Origin of the sequence: Roseiconus nitratireducens, assembly GCF_008629675.1 — a bacterium.
Taxonomy (GTDB): domain Bacteria; phylum Planctomycetota; class Planctomycetia; order Pirellulales; family Pirellulaceae; genus Stieleria; species Stieleria nitratireducens.
The window spans coordinates 78,884-101,196 of record NZ_VWOX01000018.1; the positions used below are offsets into that span (position 1 = coordinate 78,884).

The window sequence follows — 22,313 nt, forward strand, 5'->3', positions numbered from 1 at the left end:
GTGGTGCGTCAAAGGCGATGCCAGCTCCGAAGCCCTAACGCTTCGGATCAATCTTGACGATCTCCGCCTGGAACGTGTCGATGCAAGCCTGGACCCAGGGGTGCGCTTCAATCTCTCGCATCCGCTCCATCCGCTCTTTGGCGGAGAGCTTGGGGGCCGCCGCCGGTGGTGCCGCAGGTCGAACGCCTGAGGCGGTCCCGGCGGCCAGTTGCAGCTGCACGGGATGCCCAACCACTTCGGCCAGTGCTTCACAGACCGGGCCGCGGTGTTCCGCGAGTTCCATCCGCCGCATCGACATGGACGATTCGGCCGGGAACACCAGGCGAATCTCCGCGTCGCCGCTCAATTGAACGTCGGCCGTCGCGGCGATCGCCGCGGTCATTTGCTGAACGTTCTGCAGGGCCGTTGAGAACACATCACGAACGTTTGATGCCGTCAGTTTCATCTTCGGGGCTGCGACGGCGGCTCCACCCGAATCCGTTCGGACCGCCGCGGTGTCGGCTTCCGTCGGGGTGTCGAGATTGGCGCGGACCGGGGATTCGGCCTCCGTCGATTCGGCTCCGGCCGCGACGTTGGACGCCCCATCGCCCGTGACTTCGTTTGGGTCCGGGGCGTCGCTATCCGGTGAACGATCGGCCGGTTGACTCACCGGCGGTCGATCGGATTGCGGGGCGGCGACGGGTGGGGCGGAAGTCCGGGGCGGCGACACCGCCGAGGACGAACCAACCGATGAGGAATCCGACCAGGACGACTCAGGGGCGGTGTACTCAGCGGCTGGGTTTGGCGTGGGCCGAGTCAGCTTTTTTTTTTCGCCCCCGGCCTGGCCTGCCAGCGGCAAACCGTTGCTGGCGGCTGCGGCCAAGTCCGAAATCGCTTGCAGGTCGGGCAGGTTGCAAATTTGGATCACGGTGGCTTCCAACAGCACGCGACCGTAGACGCTGTGACGAACGCGAACCAGCGTCTGGTCGATCATTGCGACGACCGCCAACACGGTCTGCAATCCCCAGGTGTCGCCCAGCTTTTTCAGTTCCTCGTGCATCGACGCGGCCGTGTGGCGTTGCAAGGATGCGTCGCAGCCGACGGTGACCGCCATCAGGTCACGAAAGTAGCCCAGCAATTGTTCGGCCAATCGGCCGGCGTCGACTCCCGCGTCGATGGCCTGGTCCAACTGGCCCAGGGCGCTGGCGGAGTCTCGGTCAGACATCGCCTGGGCGAGCGCATGCAGGCGATCGTCGTCGGCCGTTCCCAACATCGCATGGACGGAATCGGCGGTCAGTTTGCCGTCGGTAAAACTGAGCACCTGTTCGAGCAGCGATTGGCTGTCACGCATCGAACCGGCGGCACGCCTGGCAACCAGTTCCAATGCGTCCTCGTCGGCCTCCGCGTTTTCCGCGGTGACGATCTCACGTAACCGCTTGACGATCTTGGGGACTTCCACCGGCGCAAAATCAAACCGCTGGCAGCGGCTGAGCACGGTGATCGGCATTTTTTCCGGATCGGTCGTGCAGAAGATGAACTTCACGTGCTCCGGAGGTTCTTCCAGGGTCTTCAGCAGTGCGTTGAACGCGGCCTGCGTCAGCATGTGGACTTCATCGATGATGTAGATCTTGTAACGGGAGCGGCTGGGCCGCACCCCGACGTTGGCCCGCAACGATCGGATCTCGTCGATCCCGCGATTGCTGGCCCCGTCGATCTCGATGACATCGATGTCTTCCCCGGAGTCGATGGCCTGGGCGATGTCGCTGTCATTGTCCGGGACCGCGGCGGGTCCACCGGGATTGTTGAGAGCCTTGGCAAAAATCCGCGCGGTGCTGGTCTTTCCGACCCCGCGGGCGCCGGTGAACAGGTACGCGTGCCCGACTCGTCCCGTTTCGATCGCATTCTTGAGGGCCCGACCGACGTGTTCCTGCCCCACCAATTCTTCGAAGGTTCGCGGCCGGTAGCGGCGGGCAACGACGACGTAAGACGGGTCTTGGTTCGACGCGGAATCGGAGCCCTTTTCGGTGGAGACGGTGTCGGACATTCGAAGGATTTATCACTCACGCGTGACGTGGAAAGGGGAGGATCCGGCACATCCTACACGATGCATCAAGATCGGTCCCGCACCCTGCCGCGGGGGCCTCCACGCCGTGTAATATTGCCATTGAGTAACGAGCGACGGAGCCCAGGCGGAAGCCATGACACCGGATCTCCCTCCTCGTTCCCGGGCTCCCGCCCGGGAACGCACTGGAAGCTGGCTCCGCCAGCCCTTGGCTTGGGGTCTTTAGAGACGATTCTGCCGGCGGACCGGCGAGACAGTGGGTTCCAAGGCGGGAGCCTTGGAACCAGGTTGGGTTTGCACACTTCCCTCGGTGGCCGGTCAGGTTTCCCAGGCCCCCGCCGCGGACACCGTCGATTCGGGCTTCGGCGTGCCGATCCACAGTAGGGCGAAGCCGGCGACCGTCAACAAAGTCAGCACCGCCATCCAGCTGGGCGGCAGGTGCAACTGGTCGTCAAAACCGGCCCCCAGAAAACGGACCTTGTCTTCGTACTTCGTCGCCAGGATCAACAAGCCGTTGTGCGTCAAATGCATCAGCATGCCCGGCAACACGCTGCCGCTGCGATAGGCCAACCAGCCCAACATCAGCCCCAGCAGCGTGGTGGGGACGAATCGTTCGATCAGCAACATGTTGCCCGTGACGACATGAAACAGGCCAAAGATGATCGCGGTGGCCAGGATCAATCGACCGGGTGAGAGCACCTTGCCCAGCGAAGAAAACAAAAAACCGCGGAAGCAAAGTTCTTCGACGACGGCCGGGGCCAGCGCCAGGCAGACCACCAGCAGCCAAGCCGGCGCCTCCTTGATCGCGCCAACCGTTTGCTTCGTCTTTTCAATTCGGTCCGCGTCCAACCCCCCGATGCCCAGGGACTGCGCGATCACGAACGCTTCGTGCGCCAATCCCCAGGCCCCCAAGCCGATCAGCAGGGCGCCCGCAAACGCCAGCGGCGGCGGCATTCGCCAGCGGTACGTCGTCGCCGGCCGACATCGGCTGAGCCGCGCGGCCAGGTAGGGGATCAGCCCGAAAGTTAGGGCCAGCGCGAACGCGTTGAGCACCAGCACCCACTCGATTGTCAGGTCCGGGACGATCCGGATCAGGACGTTGCTGACCAGGTAGTAAATCGGAACCAGCAACGCCAACGTGACGGCCGCCGTTTGCGGGGACGGCGCGGCCGATTCCTGCTCGGGACGTCGCAGGATGGTGCCAAAGGATTGCTGGCTGGTTCGTGTGACCGCGTCGCTGCCGAACAGTCGCGAGGCGATGGCGATCGCGGCGGCCGCGTAGCCCACCGTGCTGAGAATCGTGACAACGGCAGGTCCGGCTTCCGCGGTCCCCTGCAGGACCTCACGCGCCAACAGCACGATGTTGACCAGGGGCGCGATCGCCAGCGGGCCGTTCAACGACACCCCCGGCATCAGCGACAGCATCCCGGGCGTCAGCGACAGCAGCATGATCGGAATCAGGTAGGCCTGGGCTTCTTTGAAGGATCTCGCGAAGCTGGTCAGTGAAAGCAGCAGCGCCGCGAAGAAACCGCTGAAGAGCACCAGCAGGCCCAGAATCTGCAAAACCGCCAGCCACGGGAAGGCTTCGCTTCCGCCGGTCAACAGCGGCAGCAAACCGCCGGCCCACAGCGTGGTGAACATCGCAAACAGGTTCGCCACGGCCGTCAACAAGGCCACCACGACCACCGCGACATACTTGGAAAACAGGATGGACGACCGACGCACCGGCGACGCCATCAACGATTCCATCGTTCCACGTTCCCGTTCCCCCGCGGTCAGGTCGATTGCGGGATAGACCGCGCCGGTGATGGTCATCAGCACCAGGACCAGCGGGACGATGGTCCCTAACATCGATCGTTCCTGGACTTTCCCGACTTTCTCGACCGTGACCTCGGCCGGGGGCACGTAGTCCGGGCTCACCGCTTTGGCAACGAACTCCGCGCGAGCCATCCGCAACCATTGCAGCCGTTCGGTCAGAATTCGCATCGCGGCTCCGCTGGAGGCGTCGCCGTTGTAGGCGGTCAGGTGCACCTTCGGCGGAGCCACACTTTGGATTTCGCAGGCCAAATCGATCTGGTTCTGCTTGAGCGCTTCGACCGGCGACAGGTTGTCGGACATCGTGTTGACGACGCGAAACTTGGCAAGCTGTCCGCCGCTGGCTTTCAAGACCGCCGGCGGCGGCTGGCTCATCGGATCGTCCAGCCAACGCAGCAGCACTTCCCCTTGGGCATCGCTGGCGACGCCGATCGTGTAGGGAGTCTCCTCGCTGGTCCCTGCGGTGGCGGTGACCAGGAACCGATTCAGCGACATGCTCAGCAGCGGGTACACCAGCAGCGGCATCAACAGCAGCGTCGTGATCGTGCGCCGATCGCGCAGCGTTTCGCGAAGTTCTTTCTGGCACAACCGCCCCAGCCGACTTTTCGCTTGGGTGCTGCGTCGATGTTGTTTCGGGGCGCGTCGGCTGGACAGCGGATCGTTCGTATCGTTGGACAAGTCGCGGTTTCCCTCAGTTCCTGATCAGGTCAACGAAAATGTCCACCAGCGAATCGCGGCCGGTTTGTTCTTTCAGGTCGGACAGCGTCCCGCAGTGTTTCAGCCGTCCGCGATGCAGCAGGCCGAAGCGGTCGCAAAGCCGTTCGGCCTCGTCCAACCGGTGGGTGCAGACGACCACCGCTTTGCCGCCCCGTCGCAGAATGTCGATGTAGTCGAAAATGGTTTGCACGCCGACCACATCCAGGCCCCGCGTCGGTTCGTCCAACAACATCACCGGCGGGTCGTGGATCAGACCTCGGACCAGCGTCACCCGTTGCCGCTGCCCGGTGCTCAAATCGCCTGCGCGGCGATCCAGCAGGTCACCGATGTCCATCATGTCGCACAGACTTTCGCAGCGGCTGGCCGCTTCGGTGACGTTCACCGAGTACAGGTCCGCGAAGTACAGCAACATTTCTCGGACCGTCAGCCACGGATAGACGCCATCGCTGGCCGAGACAAACCCCAAGCGGCTTTTGACCGCCATCGGGTCGGCCGACGTCCGCAGCCCATCCACTTCGGTGTAGCCCGAATCCGGCTGCAGCAGCCCCAGGATGATCCGCATGGTCGTCGTCTTGCCGGCTCCGTTGGGACCGAGCAGTCCGAACACTTCGCCCGAACCGATTTCGAAGGTGACGTCGTTGACGGCCGTCAGCACGCCATCGTCGATCGGAAATCGCTTCGTCAGCGAATGGACAAGCAGCATGCGTCGGCACCACCGGGCAAATAGCGAACGATCCAAGGGTCACGGTCAGAATCGATTGGCCACGCCCTGACCGGCCCCGGGACGGGAGTGGTTTTCGACGCGGACTCCTATTGTTAAACAGTTGCAAGGGAGTGCGATAGCTCCCTCGCGGGTTGGGGGTGATTGCCGCAGTCTTGTGCCGACCACAAAACCACGTCACCTGCCTTGACGGGGCGATTCTGCGATAATCGCGTCTCGCCGGCGTTGAATCGCTGTTGGCCCCTCGTCGCACGTGCCCAAACTTGCTTTCCCCCCCCCAACGCTTTCTGACCGTTGTCCAAGCCTCCGCCAACGACCGACGACGATTCGCCCCGGCATCCGCCGCACGGCGGCGATCCGCACGTGGTGATTCCCTTCCAGTCCGAGGAGGACGATTGGTTGGAGGCCGAGGACCACCTGGACGATTCCGAGGACTCGGCCTTGCCGTTCGAGCCAACGGGCGACCAGCCCACCATCGACGGAAAGCGGATCGCGCTGGCCGGCCGATTCGGCAGTATGAATCGCCGCGAAGCGGCCAACGTGTTGCAATCCTACCAGGCCATCGTGGTTGACCTGCCACGCTCGGTCCCAAGTGCCCAGGAACCGGGCTGGCAGCCTCCGGTCGATCTGGTCGTGATCGGTGCGGATCAGCCGCCGCTGTCGCAAACGGACTTGCTGTGTCCCGAACTGATCCAGGCGGCGGCCCGCGGTGACCTGGAGATCATCCACGAGACAGAATTGTGGCAGCGGCTGGGGCTGGTCGACATCGAACAGTCGGTGCGCCGCTTCCACACCCCCGCGATGTTGGCCGAACTGGTCGGTGTGTCGGTGAGAGTCATCCGCCGCTGGCAGCGGCGCGGATTGATCACGCCGGTGGTCACGCTGCACAAGCTGCCCTACTTTGACTTCGCCGAGGTGGCGACGGCCAAACGTTTGGCCGGTTGGATCGCGGCCGGCGCCAGCCCCGCAGCGATCGAACGGCGGTTGGTCGACCTGATTGAAGTGTTGCCCAACATCCGACGTCCGCTGGACCAGTTGTCGATTCTGGTCGAAGGCAAGCAGATCCTGCTCCGCCAGGGCGACGGGCTGATCGAACCCGGCGGGCAAATGCGATTTGACTTTGATTCGCTGGATTCGTCGAGCGATGCGAGCGAGGCCGCCACGTCCACGGAATCCAGTCACGTGCTGGCGTTTCATCCGCCAGACGAGCCGCCGATGCTGCGGGCGGTCGGCACCAACGACGAAGACGACCTGCTGTTGGCCGCCTACCACGCCGAAGACGAAGACGACCTGGAAACCGCCGTCGAGATCTATCACACACTGTTGGCTCGCGATGGTCCTCGCGCCGAAATCTGTTTTCAGATCGCGGAACTCTTGTACCGCATGAATTTCCTGGTGGCCGCTCGCGAACGTTATTACGTGGCGATCGAGTTGGACCCGGAATTCATTGAGGCCCGTGCCGGTTTGGGCGGTGTGCTTGCGGAGCTTGGCGAATACGAATTGGCGATCGCGGCGCTGCGCGGCACGCTGGCGATGTACGACGGGTACGCCGACGTGCACTACACCTTGGCCAAGATCCTGGACAAGGTCGATCAAGCGCAGCAAGCGACCGAACACTGGCAGCGATTCTTGCAATTGGCACCGGAAAGCCCATGGGCCGATGAAGCCCGCGAACGCTTGGGGCTGTAAGCCAACGGTGCACCGGGACTTTCGAGTCGCCACCCAGCCGCACCATCACAAACGATTTCCATTGCTCCGGTGACCATCGGATGCGAGGCTCAACGCACCGTCAGGCCATGCCCCACCGGCGTCGAAGCAGCCATTCGGCCGAAAGTGCACCGGCAAATAGAAGAAACACCAGCCAGCCGCTGATCGGGCCATCGCCCAAGCGTTGGCGCTCGATCACCGGCGCCTCAGCGCTGCGACGCTTTTCGGAAATCCGATCGATCAACTGGTCGATTTGACGCGGATCGAACGCCTTTCCGCCGTGGGCGGACGTCATCTCCGCCAGTTGTTGCAGGTACAACGGGTCCGCCATCGGTCGAGACAGTTCGCGGCTGGTCTCGGTGACCTGAAACGCCAATTCGCCGGGTTCGACACCGTCCTGGTCGGCACGAACCACCAATCGATAGAAGCCCGGTGCCAACTCCGGAATCGTCCCGGAGATGCGTGGCTGCCCATCGGAGGATGCCGTGACTTCCAATGGCGTTTGCTGATCGGCGGAGTCCAGCAGACTTGCCGAGAGTGTGATGTCGTCGGTGTCATCGGCAAGTGATTGCAATCGCGCTCGGAATTCCGGCGCGGCGTCGGCGGCAAATCGTCGTGAATCCATTTCAATGATGACGCTGTCGCCACCCTGATCTTCACGCGACATCAACCACAGCATCAGTTGACGCCAAAAACGGCGATGGGCTTCGGCTTTCCCCGCCCGCCACCAACGATACGTTTCGTCAAACGCGACCGCTGCGACTCGACCCTGCCCGTAGCTGCCGATCACCAGCAGGGGTTCATCGTTGGCGGTTTTCAGCAACACCTGTGTCCCGGCGGCCACCTTCGTCCCGGCGAACCGGTTTGCCCCGGGCATGGCGGGCAACGAATTCCAAACGGCGGCCGGATCGCCGCTTCCCAGATCGACGATGGGATGATTCCGCGCGACTTCGATTTCGATCGGTCCGCTGATCTGTCCCGCGCCCTCGGCGCGCGCGGACAATTCCGCCGGAGACATCACGCCGCGAACCGGTTGCCGGCGCAGTGCCGCATCCAGTTTGATCGGCAGCACGTCGCTGAGTGGTCCGTCGGCGTAGCCTCCAACGGAAAACGTGCCGAATCCGCCGATCATCACCAACCCGGAACCTTCCGCCACACGTTCGGCCAGCAGCTTCAATTGCGCATCGCCGATCGCATTGGCGTCGACATCACCGATCAGGTAGATGTCGTAACGGCCGGGCTGCAAGGCGCCCTGCAGGTCGACCGGCCATTGGCGATCACCGCGGATCGGGACGTAATCAAGTTCCAGATCGGGGAACCGCCGTAGCGCTCGGCGGAGAAAGGTCTGTTCGGGGCGGGCGGTACCTTCGATCAACAGGATCCGACCGCCGCCGTCGCGGACTTCGACAAACGCGGTTTGAGCATTGTTGCCGGTCACCCATTCGCCCGGCTGCTCCTCGGCCTGTACTTTCAATCGATACAGCCCCGGCGGTGGAGCCGTCATCGGGATCGTCATCGCGAGGGTTTCGCTGGAATTGCGTGTGTCGACCTGACGGGACCGCTGTTCCGTTTCGGTTCCGTCGTCGGAGATCCACGACACCGTCACGGGAATTTGCGTGTTCGCCATCCCTTGAGTCTGCAAGGTGAAGGCGACATCGAATTGATTGCCGGCAAACAACTGAAAACTGTCCGGAAGGTTGGCGACCGCGATGTCGCGCGCCGTGTCGCCGCCGTCCGGCGGACCGGTGGGGACCGTCCACATGGGGACGCCCAGCGAATCCAGCACTTCGGCACCTCGCTGCGCCGCCGCGCTACTGGTGGTCGCGCCGCCGCCAGCGCCCGCGCTGGCTGTCTGCGTTCCGTCTCCCATCAGCACCACCCCGGCCAACGGGTTTCCGGAGGAAGCGTCGATTGCGGCGCGAATCGCTTGGCCAAGATCCGTCGCATCGCCGACCGGTTGGACGTTTTCCAGTTTCGCCGCCAATCCGGCAATCCCTTCTCCATCGGATGCTTGGGCGACGGTGGTCGATCGACCGTCGTAGGCGATCAGTGCCACGTCCAATGATTCAGCCAGCGGGGCCAACCCGGCCAGCAACTGTTCGGTGGCCCGTTGTTGGCTGCTCCAGCGGTCGCCGCCGTCTCCGTCAGGCAAGGTCATGCTTTTCGACGCGTCGATGGCCACGACCAAGGTGGCGGGGGTGGGGCGATTGTCGGTGCGAACCAAAGCCGGACGCATCGCGGCCAACAACAGCACCAACGCCGCGAAGGATCGCAAGCCCACCAGCCAGCGTCGTCGCACCGGATCGTCGGTCGGTGGTGTGACACGCGCGATGACCAACACGATCGCAATCGCTGCCAACACGGCGACCCACGCCGAACCGTAAATCGGATCCCAATCGAACTGCGTCATGCCGCCGACCCCGCCGCGGCTGTCGCCCGTTGCGGTCCCGCCCGCCGCCGATAGAACCGGTTGCCCAGGATCTGTTCCAACAAAAACACGATCAACGCCAATAGCATCACCGGTGACCACAGAGACACGCTTTGTCGTTCGCTGCCGGACGTCCAGTCCATGTCGGTCAACGTTTCGATTCGACGAACGCGTTCCGATCCAAACCATTCGTCCAGCTGACTCGGGTCGATCGCTGCCGGATCCAAGCCGTCACGCGGCACATTGACGGTGAATCCCAGTCCCACGCGATCACCACGGATCCAGTGCACGCCGCTGCGTTCGGGCCGGCCGATCACGATTCGCCGCTCGGAGGATGTGTCTTCAGAATCGGTTGCCGGGACGTCCACCGGGATCGGGGTGGAGACGTCCGGTGGAAACCATTGCAGGCGTCGGGGATCCTGCTCGGGCGTTGATTGTTCGATCACGATCGACACGGGGGTTCCAACGCGAAAGGTCCAGGTCTCCGTCCCGCGACGCGTCAGGTAATCGGTCAAGTCACGGACCAGCAAGAACGCCGGCCAGAACTCTTCGGCGCTGAACAATTCGTTCCAGGCTTGGGCGGGATCGGCCAGTTCCGGGATCGGCGTCGTCAACACCAGCAGGCGTCCACCCTCTCCGCCCTCGGCCGCACTTTCGATCAAGGCCGGGTGACCGGTTCCCGCGTAACGCATCAGGACGCGATCGCCGTCGCGGGGTTGCGTCTGCCAATACTGGTCGATACGAAAATCCGGGAACGGAACGCCCTCGGGGATCGCAGCCAGGTTCTGCAGTGCCGGATGGGACGGGGAGGAGATCTCCAAAAAGGTTCCGGGTCGATTCACCCGCCAAGGCCTTTGGAAGATCGGAAACCCCGGTTCATCAACGCGGGTCGTTCCGAGCTGACGTCCGACGGTGACCAGCACCGAGCCGCCGCTTTGCAGGTACCGTTTCAGGGCAGGATCGCCCAGCGCCGCCGACGGCGGATCCAGCAGAATGACGCCGTCGTAATCCTGCAAACGTGACACGCCCAGATCGGCATAGCTGATGCGTTGCAGCCGAAACTGTGCCGTGGGGTCGTTCACTTCGGCGGGCGCTGAAATGGTCCGCGCAATCTCGTCCGCCTCTTCCGACTGATCGCCGACCAACAACACTTCATTGGGCGGGAGCACTTCGACGCTGAAATAACAAGCGTCGTCGATCGCCAAAGGGTCCTCGCCCACCAGGCGGATGGCGCCGTGGTGCAATCCGACTTCCAACGGCGGCAGCGTCATCTGCAGTTCGACATCGCGGCCCGGGGCCAAGGGAACACTCACTCGATCCACCGGCTGAGGCTCGGGACGCACCACGTCGCCGTTGCGAACGACCGGCAGGGAGGCATCACGCGGGTACAGTACACACTCGGCCGTCGTCGAACGTGATTGCGGGGGCGCCGCCGAGGGTTGATCGCCACTCTCGTTATCCTCCGACGTCGTTTCCCGTAGGGAAACGGTGGCGGCGACCTTGATCGGGGCTTCCGGCGCGGGCGAATCATCGGAAAGCGTCGGCAGGCTGAGCGAACGGTTGGCACCCCGATAGGCATCCGCTTGCCAAATCGTCACCCCGATGCCGGCGTCCTGGATCAAGTCCGCCAGCGATTGGTCCGCAAAGGAATCCGAAAACGCCGACTCGGCCAACCCACTTAACAACACCAATTGACGCGAATCGATTTGGCTGGTTTCCAACAGCCTGGCGGCGGCTTCGATCCGGGCGTCCAGCGGTTGCGCCATTTCCAGGGGACGCAAGTCGTTCACTTTCGAAATGGCACCGCTGCGATCAAGCGCAAACGCCGCCGGAGTCGTCGAGCGGTCGATCACCGCGATGCGGCTTTCGGCCCCGGCCGAAGCGATCAATTCCGTCGCGGCGCTACGCAGTTGTTGCAGGTGGTTTGTTTCCGACGTTTGCCAGGCCGACAACGGGCCGTTGTCGATCACGATCGTCAACGCCACCGGCCCCCTTTCATCGATGACCGGTTTGGTCCCACTGGCTAACGTGTAACCGGACCAGGTCAGTGCGACGGCCAACACCAAGCCGGCCATCGCCAGCAGGGACCACACCAGGGACTTTTGCGCCGCGTGGCTGGCGGCCACGGAGGCGAGGCCCAACAGCGCGACGCCGGCCGCGGCGAGGATCCCGATGGTGGTCCAGGTCAACGAAAGCGATCCCGCAATGGCGGGCTGGGCCAGGGCCACGGCGACGGCCGCCAGTGCCAGAATTCGGAGGGCCAACAACCACCACCGCCGAACGCGCATCTTGCTGCGGTTGGTTTCCAACCGCTGGGTCAGCAATCGGACCGAGGGAAACAGAACTTGCCGCGGCTCCTTGCGCGCAATCAAATGCAACGCGATGGGAATCCCGATCGCGGCCAGGGCAAAAAGTAGCGAGGCGTTCAGAAAAGTCACGGATCACCTGGTCGAGTCGTCCGGCGTCGTCGCTTCAACGAGAGACGGTTGCCGTGGCGTTCAAAACATGCTCTGTCGTTGCAACAGGTACTGAGTCAACGCCGCGTCGAATGGCATGCTGGTGTCAAGCGGTACGAAATCGATTTGCAGTTGGTTGCACCCGTCGCGATAGGCGTTTCGAAATTCGGCCAGTGTTCTCAGGTAGTCCTCGCGAAAGCCGGTGGCGTCGACCGAAACGGATTCGCCACTTTCGGCATCGGTGAACTGCACCGGCCCGTCGTAAGGGAATTCCACCTCGGCGGCGTCAAGCACGTGAAAGACGATCACGTCGTGGCCGGCATGCCGCAGTCGCGCCAGGGCCGAGATCGTTTCGTCGACTTGTTGCTGCCAGGTCTTTTCCGGGTCATCGCTGGGCCAAAGGTCGCTGAACAGGATGACCAGCGAATGCTGCTTGAGCATCGCGGCGACCTGTGTCAACGATGCCGGCAGGTCGGTCGATCCGGACGGCTTCAGGTTGGTCAGTTTGGCCAGCACGTCGCCGACATGCCCGCGTCGCGATCGCGCCGGCAACGCGGCGTGAACGGATTGATCAAACGTGATCAGGCCGACTGGATCCTGCTGCATGATCATCAGGTACGTCAACGCGGCGGCCAGGCAAGTTGCATATTCGAACTTGGTCATCGACTGGCTTTCGGTGAACCCCATCGACGAGGACAGGTCGATCACCAGGTAACCGATCAGATTCGTTTCCGCTTCGAACCGTTTGGTGTAGTACTTGTCGGTCTTCGCATACACCAGCCAATCGATCAGTTTCGGGTCGTCACCGCGGTTGTATCGTCGGTGCTCGCTGAACTGAACGGAAAAGCCGTGATAGGGGCTGTGGTGCAAGCCCTGCAGGAAGCCTCGCACGACCATGCGGGCACGCAGGTCCAGACGCTGGATCTGTTGCAGCGATTCGGGCGAGAGCGAGGCGGTCATTTGGCCAACTTTTCCGGCTGCGGCGGTTTGATGTCCTCGAGCAGGCGATTGATCAACGCGTCGCTATCCATGCTTTCGGCTTGGGCCTGAAAGTTGGTGCCGATCCGGTGCCGCAGCACCGGCAGGGCGATCCGCCGGACGTCTTTGGCATCGACGCTGAATCGGCCCTGCATGGCGGCGATCGCCTTGGCACCGGCGATCAGGTTTTGTCCCGCCCGCGGTCCGGCACCAAAGTCCACCAACTGGCGAATGTAATCCGGAGCGGTTTCGTCACCCGGACGCGTCGCGCGGACCAGGCGGGTGACGTATTTGATGACAAACGGATTGACCGCCACGCTGCCGACCAACTGTTGCACGTTCAGGATCGCGCGGCTGGACAGCACCTTGTTGACCGCTGCCGACTCGCCGCGCGTGGTGGTCGTCAGAATCTGTTCTTCCTCATCGACCGAGGGGTAATCCAACTTGATGTTGAACATGAACCGGTCCAGCTGCGCTTCGGGCAGCGGGTACGTGCCCTCCTGCTCGATCGGGTTCTGGGTGGCGATGGCGAAGAACGGCTTGGGCAGGGCGTACGTTTCGCGGCCCACCGTGACCTGCCGTTCCTGCATGGCTTCCAGCAACGCGGCCTGAGTTTTGGGCGGCGTCCGGTTGATTTCGTCGGCCAGCAAGACGTTTGCGAAAATCGGGCCTTCGACAAATCGGAAACTGCGGCGTCCCGATTCGTCTTCCTCCAGCACCTGCGTGCCGGTGATGTCCGACGGCATCAGGTCGGGCGTGAATTGAATCCGCTTGAAGGAAACGTCCAAGATGCTGGCCAGGGTGCTGACGATCAACGTCTTGGCCAACCCGGGAACGCCTTCCAGCAGGCAATGGCCGCGCGTGTAAATCGCCGCAAGCAGTTGCTCGATGGTTTCGCCTTGTCCGACGATGACCTTACCCAGCTCCGATCGGATCGTTGCCTGGTGTCCGGAGAATTCGCGCAACACGTCCCCCAAGTTCTTGCCCGGCTGGGCCTCGGACGACCCCGCCGGCAGCGATGCGGACGTCCTGGGGGCGGGCGGTTTCGCTTCGGATCGCTTGTCGCCGGGTGGTGGTGGAGGCGTCGGTTCGCTCACAGTCAATTGTCGCCGGTTGCTGAAGGAGTGTGGTATGGTGACGATGGAATGATTGCCGGCGCGGCGGTGGTCTGATTGGGACCGATCCGACGGCGGTTACAAACAGTGTACGTTCGCGCCGCGCGTTTCTGGAAAGGGGGATCCCCATTGTTTCGCTTCACCGCACCGCTTTTGCTGCTCTTGACCTTTGCGGTCTGCCACGCCCCGATGGCCCGGGCCGACGTCGATGCCGCGGCGGTCAATCGTGCGATCGAACGCGGGATTACCTATCTTCGCAAAGCGCAAAATGATCGCGGCGGTTGGGACGAGTACGCAGGACAGTCGTGCGGGCTGTCGTCACTCTGCACGCTGGCGTTGCTCAACGCAGGAGTTTCTCGCGACGATCCGGCCATCACCCAGGCGATGAAGTATCTGCGCGCGACCATCGCCGACGAAACCTATTCGGTGTCGCTGCAGACGTTGGTTTTCTGCCAGGTCGGTGCCGCGGCCGACATGCCCAGGATCAAGAACAATGTTTCCTGGCTGACCCGCTCGCAAATCGACTCCGGCGGCAATTCGGGGGCGTGGACCTATGGTGGCAAGCGATCCGGTGGTGGTGATCCGTCCAACACCCAATTCGCCCTGCTGGCGTTGGGTGCCGCCCAGGATCGCGGTGTGGACGTGGATCCCCAAGTCTTTGCCCGCTCCATTCAGTACTGGGAAAAACGTCAAACGCAAAGCGGAGGCTGGGGGTACGGGACCAGTCAGCCGACCGGCAGCATGACCTGCGCCGGCGTCGCGTCGTTGATCATCGCCAACGGCCGGTTGGGGAATTCCAGTTCCTCTATTGAAAACGGCCAGATCCAGTGTTGCGGCTCGGATGACACCGCCGAGGACCCGATCCAGAAAGGGCTGGAATGGTTGGGCGACCGATTCTCCGTCGATGCCAATCCCGGCGGACACTCGGGGACCTATTTCTACTATCTGTACGCGATCGAACGCACCGGACGGCTATCCGGGCGACGCTTCTTCGGCGGTTACGATTGGTATCGCGAAGGCGCCGACAAGTTGATCGCGCTGCAGGACGATTTCCAGGGGTACTGGTCCGGCGGTGATTGGGAAGGGCCGACCATCGCCACCTCGTTTGCCTTGTTGTTCCTCTCGAAGGGAAAACGCCAAGTCGTGATCGGCCAATTGGAACGGCGGACGCCAGATCGATCGGAATGGCAACCCCATCCGGATTCGTTGCGCCAACTGGTGCGGCACGTTGAACGTGCCTGGGGCCGTGACTTGACTTGGCAAACCGTGCAAAGCGAAAGTGCCTCCGTGGCCGATCTGCTGCAAACACCAGTGCTGGTCATCAGCGGCAAGCAGGCGTTGCAGATCGATGGGCCGCGGAGTGATCTGTTGAAAGACTACATCGACCAGGGCGGAACCATCCTGTTTGATTCCAGCGGCGACAACGGTTGTGGGAACCCGGCGGAATTTCAAGCCACGGTCAAACAATTGTGTGCCCGTTGGTATCCCGGTTCACCTTTGGAACGGTTGCCGACCTCGCATCCGATTTGGAGCGCCGAACGGACAGTGGACATTGACGCCATGCCAAACGGATTTTGGGTGTACGGCGTGCAGGCCTGCTGCCGAACGGCCGTTTTCTATGTGCCGCAAAGTTTGACCTGCCGTTGGGAACTGGGCGACGTGCTGTATGAGCGTGGTCCCGCCGACGATCCGGTGCGACGCCAAATCGACCATTCGATCCGCTTGGGGCAGAACCTGGTGGCCTACGCGACCGGCAGGGAATTGAAAGACAAATTGGACAACCCGATCGTGTTGCGTGCCGATTCACTCCCCACCGCCCAGCGCGGTACCACGCGGATCGCCCGGTTGGATGTCGGCGCGGGCGGCGAAGACGCGCGACGCGCGCTGCCGAACGTTTCGACGTTGATCCGCGACCAGGCCCAGATTCCCGTTTCGGTCCCAGAAGATTCCGTCGGCTTCACCGATGCTGACTTGGCCGAAGTCACGGTGTTGTGGATTCACGGACGTCGTGAGTTTGAACTGAGCAGCGAACAACGCGAAGTGCTGAAGAATTTTCTGGACCGTGACGGCGTGATCTTGGGGACCGCGATCTGTGGCAACGAAGCGTTCGCCGCCTCATTCCGTCGCGAGATCGCCGGCTTGTTGGGCGGCGAGGCAATGCGGCCGATGCCCGCCGACCATCCGATGCTGACTGACCAGTACTTTGGATACAACCTCCGTTCGGTCACCATCCGGCGGCCCAGTCGCGGCGGGCAAGGTCAGTCGATTCGCCGCCAGACCGGTCCGCCGTTGCTGGAGTATGCCGAAGTGGGCGGCATCGTCGGCGTGGTGTTTTCGCCGTTGGACTTGAGCTGCGCGTTGGAGAGTCTGAATTCGGTGCAGTGTCCCGGATATGCCACCGAAGATGCGGCCAAGATCGTCACCAACGTCGTCCAAATGGCGCTTTATCAGTAGCGTCCCCGCGTCGCCCTCGCTCGGGCGGCGCCCGCCGCAGCGGAGTCTGGGCCGGAGGCCCCGCCGCAACTCCCGCATTGTCCCGGCGGTGTTCCGCGGTGTTCCGCAGTGGTCGCCCGCTGTCGCCGGACCGCTCGTGCCATTCCAGGCGTCGCTTGCTATATTCCCGCTCCGCAATCAACCACCACGAGTCTCGCCAACCCGCATCGACATGGCCAAAGCCCCCAAAAACGCGATTTCCCCGACGCGCGCCGAAGATTATCCGGAGTGGTACCAGCAAGTGATTCGTGCCGCGGATCTGGCGGAGAATTCGCCGGTCCGGGGTTGCATGGTGATCAAACCGTGGGGCTACCAGTTGTGGGAGAACATGCAGCGGGCGCTGGACGACATGTTCAAGGCAACCGGTCACCAGAACGCGTACTTTCCGCTGTTCATTCCGATGAGCTTTCTGGAGAAGGAAGCGGAGCACGTGGAAGGGTTTGCCAAGGAATGCGCTGTCGTCACCCACCACCGTTTGGAACCCGATCCCGAGGGCGGATTGCGGCCGGCCGGTGAACTGGAAGAACCGCTGATCGTGCGGCCGACCAGTGAAACGATCATCGGAGCCACCTATGCCAAGTGGGTGCAAAGCTATCGGGATTTGCCGATCCTGATCAATCAGTGGGCCAACGTGGTCCGTTGGGAGATGCGGACGCGGATGTTCCTACGGACCGCGGAATTCCTGTGGCAGGAAGGCCACACCGTGCACGCCACCGAAGCCGAGGCGATCGAAGAAACGGAAAAGATGATCGATGTCTACGCGGACTTCGCGCGGAACTGGATGGCCATGCCGGTCACCATCGGCGCCAAGACGCCCGGAGAGCGATTCCCCGGAGCCGTCGAAACCCTCTCGATCGAAGCCATGATGCAGGACCGCAAAGCACTGCAGGCCGGGACCAGCCATTTCCTGGGGCAGAATTTTTCCAAGGCTCAGGAGATCGTGTTCCAGTCCGAAAGCGGGTCTCGCGAATACGCTTGGACCACCTCCTGGGGTGTCTCCACGCGATTGGTCGGAGCCCTGATCATGACGCACAGCGACGACGACGGTTTTGTCGTCCCGCCCCGGTTGGCCCCGATCCACATCGTGATCCTGCCCATCTACAAAGAGGAATCGCGGTCCGCGGTATTGGAATACATCGATTCGCTGGCCACGGCCCTCCGCGATCAGTCCTTCCATGGGGCACCGATTCGGGTCGAAGTGGACGATCGTGACATGCGTGGCGGTGAAAAGAAATGGCACCACGTCAAGCGTGGCGTTCCCATCCGGTTGGAGGTTGGGCCCAAGGACATGGAGAAGGATTCCGTGTTCCTGGCGCGGCGGGATCTAGGCAAGAGTGTGCCGATGCCGCGGCAAGAGTTGATTGCAAATGTGGTCGAATTGTTGGACGAGATCCAACAATCCCTGTACGACAAAGCCGACCAGTTGCGTCGCGACAACACCGTCACGATCACCAATGAAAAGGATTTCCGCGACTACTTCACCCCGCAGGATCCGGAATCGCCGGAAATCCATGGCGGATTTGCCTGGTGCCACTTCGCCGACGAAGAAAGCCTGCAGCCGTTGCTGAAGGAATTGAAGGTCACGATCCGTTGCATTCCCCGGGAGGCCAACGACGCGTCGGGGACCTGCTTCGCGACCGGAAAGCCCGCCGCCAAACAGGCGATCTTTGCCAAAGCCTACTGATCCGGCTGGGCAAAAGCTCCACGCGCGACGGGCCCTTGTTCCAAGGCTCCCGCCTTGGAACAAACTGCTGTGCAGGCTCTGCCTGCCAGCTCCCGCAGGCCCGGAACGCGATTGGCGGCAAGTGTCCCCGGTGGTTCGAGCGTTTCGCTGGGAAAGGCCGGCAGAGCCGGTGGGACCGTGCGTTCCCGGGCGGGAGCCCGGGAACGAGCGGAACACGCGCGGGACCCTGCATTGATTCCCCCTGGTGCCCTTGTTCCAAGGCTCCCGCCTTGGAACAAACTGCCTTGCAGGCTCCGCCTGCGAGTTTTGACCGGTGCAACCGAGGTTTTCAGCGGAAACGCAATCAAGCACCCTGTCAATCACGAACCGCAAGGTACACCGTTGAACCGGTGATCATCCAAAACGGGGTTGCCAATCGGCTCACTGAACCGTTAACACCGCAACGATCCACACGCCCTGCGCGGGCGTGCCCGCCCGGGTCGTGCTTGTGTACCCGCCCTGATTGCGCTTTCTGCGATTCATGTTTCACGCCAAACGTTTCCCGATCTCGATCATCTGCGCGACGTCCTGGTGGATTGTCGTCGCGTTGACCGGTTGCGGAACCACGCGTGAGCACCAGGCCACCGAGCAGCTGGTGGTCAGTGAAGCGGTCGACCGGAACATTCAGGACCTGGATTTTCGGCCGCTGTCGGGCCGCAAGGTGTACTTGGATACGAGCTACATGAGGAACGTGAAGGGCCCCACGTTCGTCAACGCGGAGTACGTGATCAGTGGATTGCGTCAACAGATTCTTGCGGCCGGTTGTTTGATCCAGGATTCTTCGAACGATGCCGAAATCATCATCGAAGGCCGGATCGGCACCTTGGGTTCGGACGATCATCAGGTGACGTTCGGTTTGCCGGAGAACAATGCTGTCAGCAATGCGGCCAGTTTGATTCCTAACGCACCAACGTTGCCCTCGATTCCGGAAATCGCCTTCGCCCGGCGGGAATCGCGCGAGGCCGCCTCGAAGATTGCCGCCTTCGCCTACGACCGTGAAACCCGAAGACCCATCTGGCAATCTGGCGTGCGGCATTCGGTGGCCACGGCCAAGAACACCTGGGTCCTGGGCGTCGGCCCGTTCCAGGGCGGTTCGATTCGGGAAAAAACGAAGCTGGCCGGTAGCCGGTTCCAATTTGGACGCCGCAGCGCCAACAGCTCGCCGGCCCGACCTTACGAGCGGCCCGCCGTCGACTACACCGCGGAAACGCGGTTCAACCAGGGCTGGCCGGATTTCAGCGGCGTCGGTCACGGCCCCGACATGCTGGCTTCCAGTGAAGATCAGCAAGAGGGTCAGGATTCGCAGTCGGCGGATGAATCGAAAGCCTCCCAGGCCGAAACGGAAGTTGCTGAAGCACCCGCCGAGGATGCTTCCAAGACGCGCTAACCGGACAGCGTTTCTTTGCGTGAGTCGCCCGGCGTTCGCCGCGGATTTTTTCGCATCCACCGGCGGCTGACGCCATGCCGCCCATCGCACTGCGAATCGTCACGGGCGTGGTACACGGATTGCAACCCACCGTCCGTACCACGATCGATTTCGACCGCGCGGATTCTTCGCCGCGCCGATTGCGTCGTGATGCGTCGGACGCAGCATTTCGCGGTCAACTTGTCGCTGCGGTAGACTGCCCCGACTCCAACGGAACCCGCCTCAACTGGATCTGCTATGCCTGTCGGTACTTCGCCTGTCGGTACTTCCTCCGCCGGTCAAACGACGACCATCCCGGAACCACGCTCGCTTTCCGACGACGCCCAGCTTCGCGAGGACGTCTTGGCCGGTCTTTCCGAAATGCCGCGAGTGCTCTCCAGCAAGTACTTTTACGACAAACGTGGATCGTCGCTGTTCGACTCCATTTGCTCGCTGCCGGAATACTACCCGACACGGACTGAGACCGAGATCATGGAGCGTGATGCCGGCGCGATGGTGTCACAAATCGGTGAGGACGTTTGCATCGTCGAATACGGCAGCGGCAGCAGCGTCAAGACGCGGTTGCTGCTGGACCAAGTTGGGCCGCGGGCTAGCTATGTCCCTGTCGACATCAGCGGAAAGCACTTGGCACAGACGGCGGAGGAGCTTTCCGATCGGTATCCGCGCATGCCGATCACGCCGGTGGTCGCTGACTTTACCCAACCGTTCGAACTTCCCGGATGGGTCGCGGAGCACGAAAACGTGTGCTTCTACTTTCCCGGATCGACGATTGGCAACTTCACGCCCGATGAAGCGGTCGACCTGCTGAGGCGGATGCGTTGCCAGGGGCAAACCGCTTCAAACGAACCTTCAAAAACTGGTCTCTTGATCGGAGTCGATCTGCACAAAGACACGGGCGTCTTGGAGGCTGCCTACAATGACCGCGAGGGCGTGACCGCGGAATTCAATAAGAACATGTTGGTGCGAATCAATCGCGAGTTGGGAGCTGATTTTGATCTGGATCAATTCGGCCACACGGCCATTTACAATGAAGCCGCTCGCCGGATCGAAATGCGGCTGGTCAGCCTGACGCACCAAACCGTTCACCTCTGCGGACGCAGTTTTGAATTCGGTTGTGGTCAGACTATCCGCACCGAGTATTCGCACAAATACACGCTGGACGGATTCACCCAGCTGGCGGAGACGGCGGGTTGGTCGGTTCGTCAGGCGTGGACGGATCCGCAATCAAGGTTTTCGGTGCTGTTTTTTCGTGCTGCGGAATCGGATGACACCTGAGGCGGCTCGCGAGAGCCGGCTCCTTTCCTGTGGCATCGCCCCGCGTTCCCCTTTCTTTTCGCTTTCGTCCGCTATCACCATGTCGCGCACCATCACGACTGAGAACGCAACGCAAGATCCGAGCGCGCCGGATCCATCGGGCGTGGACGGCCAAGGTGAGGGTCTGAAGCAGCGGTTTCATCGTGTGCGTCAAGATTCGATGAGCATCACGGCGCTGTTGCACGCGGAGGATTGCGTCATTCAATCGATGCCGGATGCCAGCCCGATTCGATGGCATCTGGCCCACACGACGTGGTTTTTTGAGACGTTCTTGCTGAAACCTCTGGCCGGTTATCAACCGGTCAATGAAGCGTTCGAGTACCTGTTCAATTCTTACTACAACTCCGTCGGAGCACAGTTTCCTCGGCACCGACGCGGACTGTTGTCGCGTCCGACGATGAAGTCCGTGTTCGAGTACCGGCAACAGGTCGATGCTGCGGTGATCGATTGGTTGTCCCGCCAGGAGCTTACTGCGGAGCAACGGGAGATATTGGAAGTCGGGCTCCATCATGAGCAGCAGCACCAAGAGCTGATGTTGACCGACGTCAAGCACCTGCTGTCATGCAATCCAATCTTCCCGGCCATGTTCGATCATCCGGTCGCCGACCAGGCCTCACCTGCCTCCGTTGAATGGGTCGGTTTTGAAGGTGGCGTTCGCCGGATCGGACACGACGGAAATGGGTTTGCCTACGACAACGAATCGCCGCGTCACAAGGTGTACGTCCATCCGTTTCGGATTCAGTCGCGTCCGGTTTCCAACCGGGAATATTTGGCGTTCATCCAAGACGGTGGCTACCGACGACCGGAGCATTGGTTGTCGGCGGGATGGGCGGCGGTCCAGGAAGGCGATTGGCAGCATCCGCTGTATTGGTGCCGGCGGGAAGCTGAATGGCACGAATTCACTTTGGGCGGGTTGCGGCGGTTGGATCCCGCGGCGCCGGCGTGTCACCTCAGCTACTTTGAAGCGGACGCGTACGCACGCTGGTCGGGGCATCGGTTGCCGACCGAGGCCGAATGGGAAATCGCGTCCCAGGCCGCCGCACCAGAACAGATCTTGAAAGGTGCGAACCGCTTCGTTGATTCGGGGCGTCCGGTGCACCCAGAGTATGATCCGACCGACACGGCGGCATTGCGAGAACTCTTTGGTTGTCTTTGGCAATGGACGTCCAGCCAATACAGTCCCTATCCGGGCTATTCCGCCCCGGAGGGTGCGCTGGGTGAATACAACGGAAAGTTCATGTGCAACCAGTTTGTGTTGCGAGGATCTTCCTGCGCCACTTCGGCGAATCATGCCCGACGAACCTATCGCAACTTCTTTCCTCCAGAGGCGCGCTGGCAATTTACCGGGGTGCGTTTGGCATCCGACGGGGCCGAGTGAG

General features: G+C 62.1%; 13 protein-coding genes. 6 read left to right on the plus strand and 7 right to left on the minus strand.

Annotated features, from left to right (window positions below):
- Positions 1–34: 34 nt before the first annotated feature.
- The 3 genes from dnaX to FYK55_RS23855 form a co-directional block, all read right to left on the minus strand.
- A complete protein-coding gene (gene dnaX / locus FYK55_RS23845; RefSeq protein ID WP_150079135.1) occupies positions 35–2,023 on the minus strand; it encodes a DNA polymerase III subunit gamma/tau in 1,989 nt (662 codons plus the stop codon).
- Positions 2,024–2,359: 336 nt separating this feature from the next.
- Positions 2,360–4,534: an ABC transporter permease subunit/CPBP intramembrane protease gene (locus FYK55_RS23850; RefSeq protein WP_261344966.1), complete on the minus strand. Its 2,175-nt coding sequence runs from the start codon at positions 4,532–4,534 to the stop codon at positions 2,360–2,362.
- 13 nt (positions 4,535–4,547) lie between these two features.
- Positions 4,548–5,276, minus strand: a complete 729-nt coding sequence (locus FYK55_RS23855) for an ATP-binding cassette domain-containing protein (RefSeq protein ID WP_150079136.1) — start codon at positions 5,274–5,276, stop codon at positions 4,548–4,550.
- Between the two features lie 312 nt (positions 5,277–5,588).
- Between FYK55_RS23855 and FYK55_RS23860 the strand changes: the two genes are divergently transcribed.
- The gene (locus FYK55_RS23860) at positions 5,589–6,983 is read left to right on the plus strand and encodes a MerR family transcriptional regulator (protein ID WP_235908937.1); all 1,395 of its coding nucleotides are present in this window, start codon (positions 5,589–5,591) and stop codon (positions 6,981–6,983) included.
- Between the two features lie 100 nt (positions 6,984–7,083).
- On the opposite strand, the gene FYK55_RS23865 is transcribed toward FYK55_RS23860, so the two are convergent.
- From FYK55_RS23865 to FYK55_RS23880, 4 genes are read right to left on the minus strand one after another with little or no spacing between them, the layout of a single operon-like run.
- Positions 7,084–9,411: a glutamine amidotransferase gene (locus FYK55_RS23865; RefSeq protein WP_161604712.1), complete on the minus strand. Its 2,328-nt coding sequence runs from the start codon at positions 9,409–9,411 to the stop codon at positions 7,084–7,086.
- Complete coding sequence (locus FYK55_RS23870; protein ID WP_150079138.1) at positions 9,408–11,867, minus strand: BatA domain-containing protein; 2,460 nt, start codon at positions 11,865–11,867, stop codon at positions 9,408–9,410. Before FYK55_RS23870 ends, FYK55_RS23865 begins: the two co-directional genes overlap by 4 nt.
- A 60-nt stretch (positions 11,868–11,927) precedes the next feature.
- Positions 11,928–12,845, minus strand: coding sequence for a DUF58 domain-containing protein (locus FYK55_RS23875; RefSeq protein WP_150079139.1), 918 nt, complete (start codon positions 12,843–12,845; stop codon positions 11,928–11,930).
- A complete protein-coding gene (locus FYK55_RS23880) occupies positions 12,842–13,831 on the minus strand; it encodes an AAA family ATPase (protein ID WP_150079171.1) in 990 nt (329 codons plus the stop codon). The genes FYK55_RS23875 and FYK55_RS23880 overlap by 4 nt, the downstream gene beginning before the upstream one ends.
- Positions 13,832–14,107: 276 nt before the next feature.
- Between FYK55_RS23880 and FYK55_RS23885 the strand changes: the two genes are divergently transcribed.
- From FYK55_RS23885 to egtB, 5 genes are all read left to right on the plus strand, one after another.
- Positions 14,108–16,432, plus strand: a complete 2,325-nt coding sequence (locus FYK55_RS23885) for a DUF4159 domain-containing protein (RefSeq protein WP_150079140.1) — start codon at positions 14,108–14,110, stop codon at positions 16,430–16,432.
- A gap of 211 nt (positions 16,433–16,643) precedes the next feature.
- The gene (proS, locus tag FYK55_RS23890; protein ID WP_150079141.1) at positions 16,644–18,155 is read left to right on the plus strand and encodes a proline--tRNA ligase; all 1,512 of its coding nucleotides are present in this window, start codon (positions 16,644–16,646) and stop codon (positions 18,153–18,155) included.
- A gap of 520 nt (positions 18,156–18,675) precedes the next feature.
- Entirely contained in the window at positions 18,676–19,581 is a 906-nt protein-coding gene (locus tag FYK55_RS23895) for a DUF6655 family protein (RefSeq protein WP_150079142.1), read from the plus strand.
- Between the two features lie 276 nt (positions 19,582–19,857).
- Positions 19,858–20,895, plus strand: coding sequence for an L-histidine N(alpha)-methyltransferase (gene egtD, locus FYK55_RS23900; protein ID WP_150079143.1), 1,038 nt, complete (start codon positions 19,858–19,860; stop codon positions 20,893–20,895).
- A 79-nt stretch (positions 20,896–20,974) separates the two neighbouring features.
- A complete protein-coding gene (gene egtB, locus FYK55_RS23905; protein ID WP_150079144.1) occupies positions 20,975–22,312 on the plus strand; it encodes an ergothioneine biosynthesis protein EgtB in 1,338 nt (445 codons plus the stop codon).
- Position 22,313: the final 1 nt, after the last annotated feature.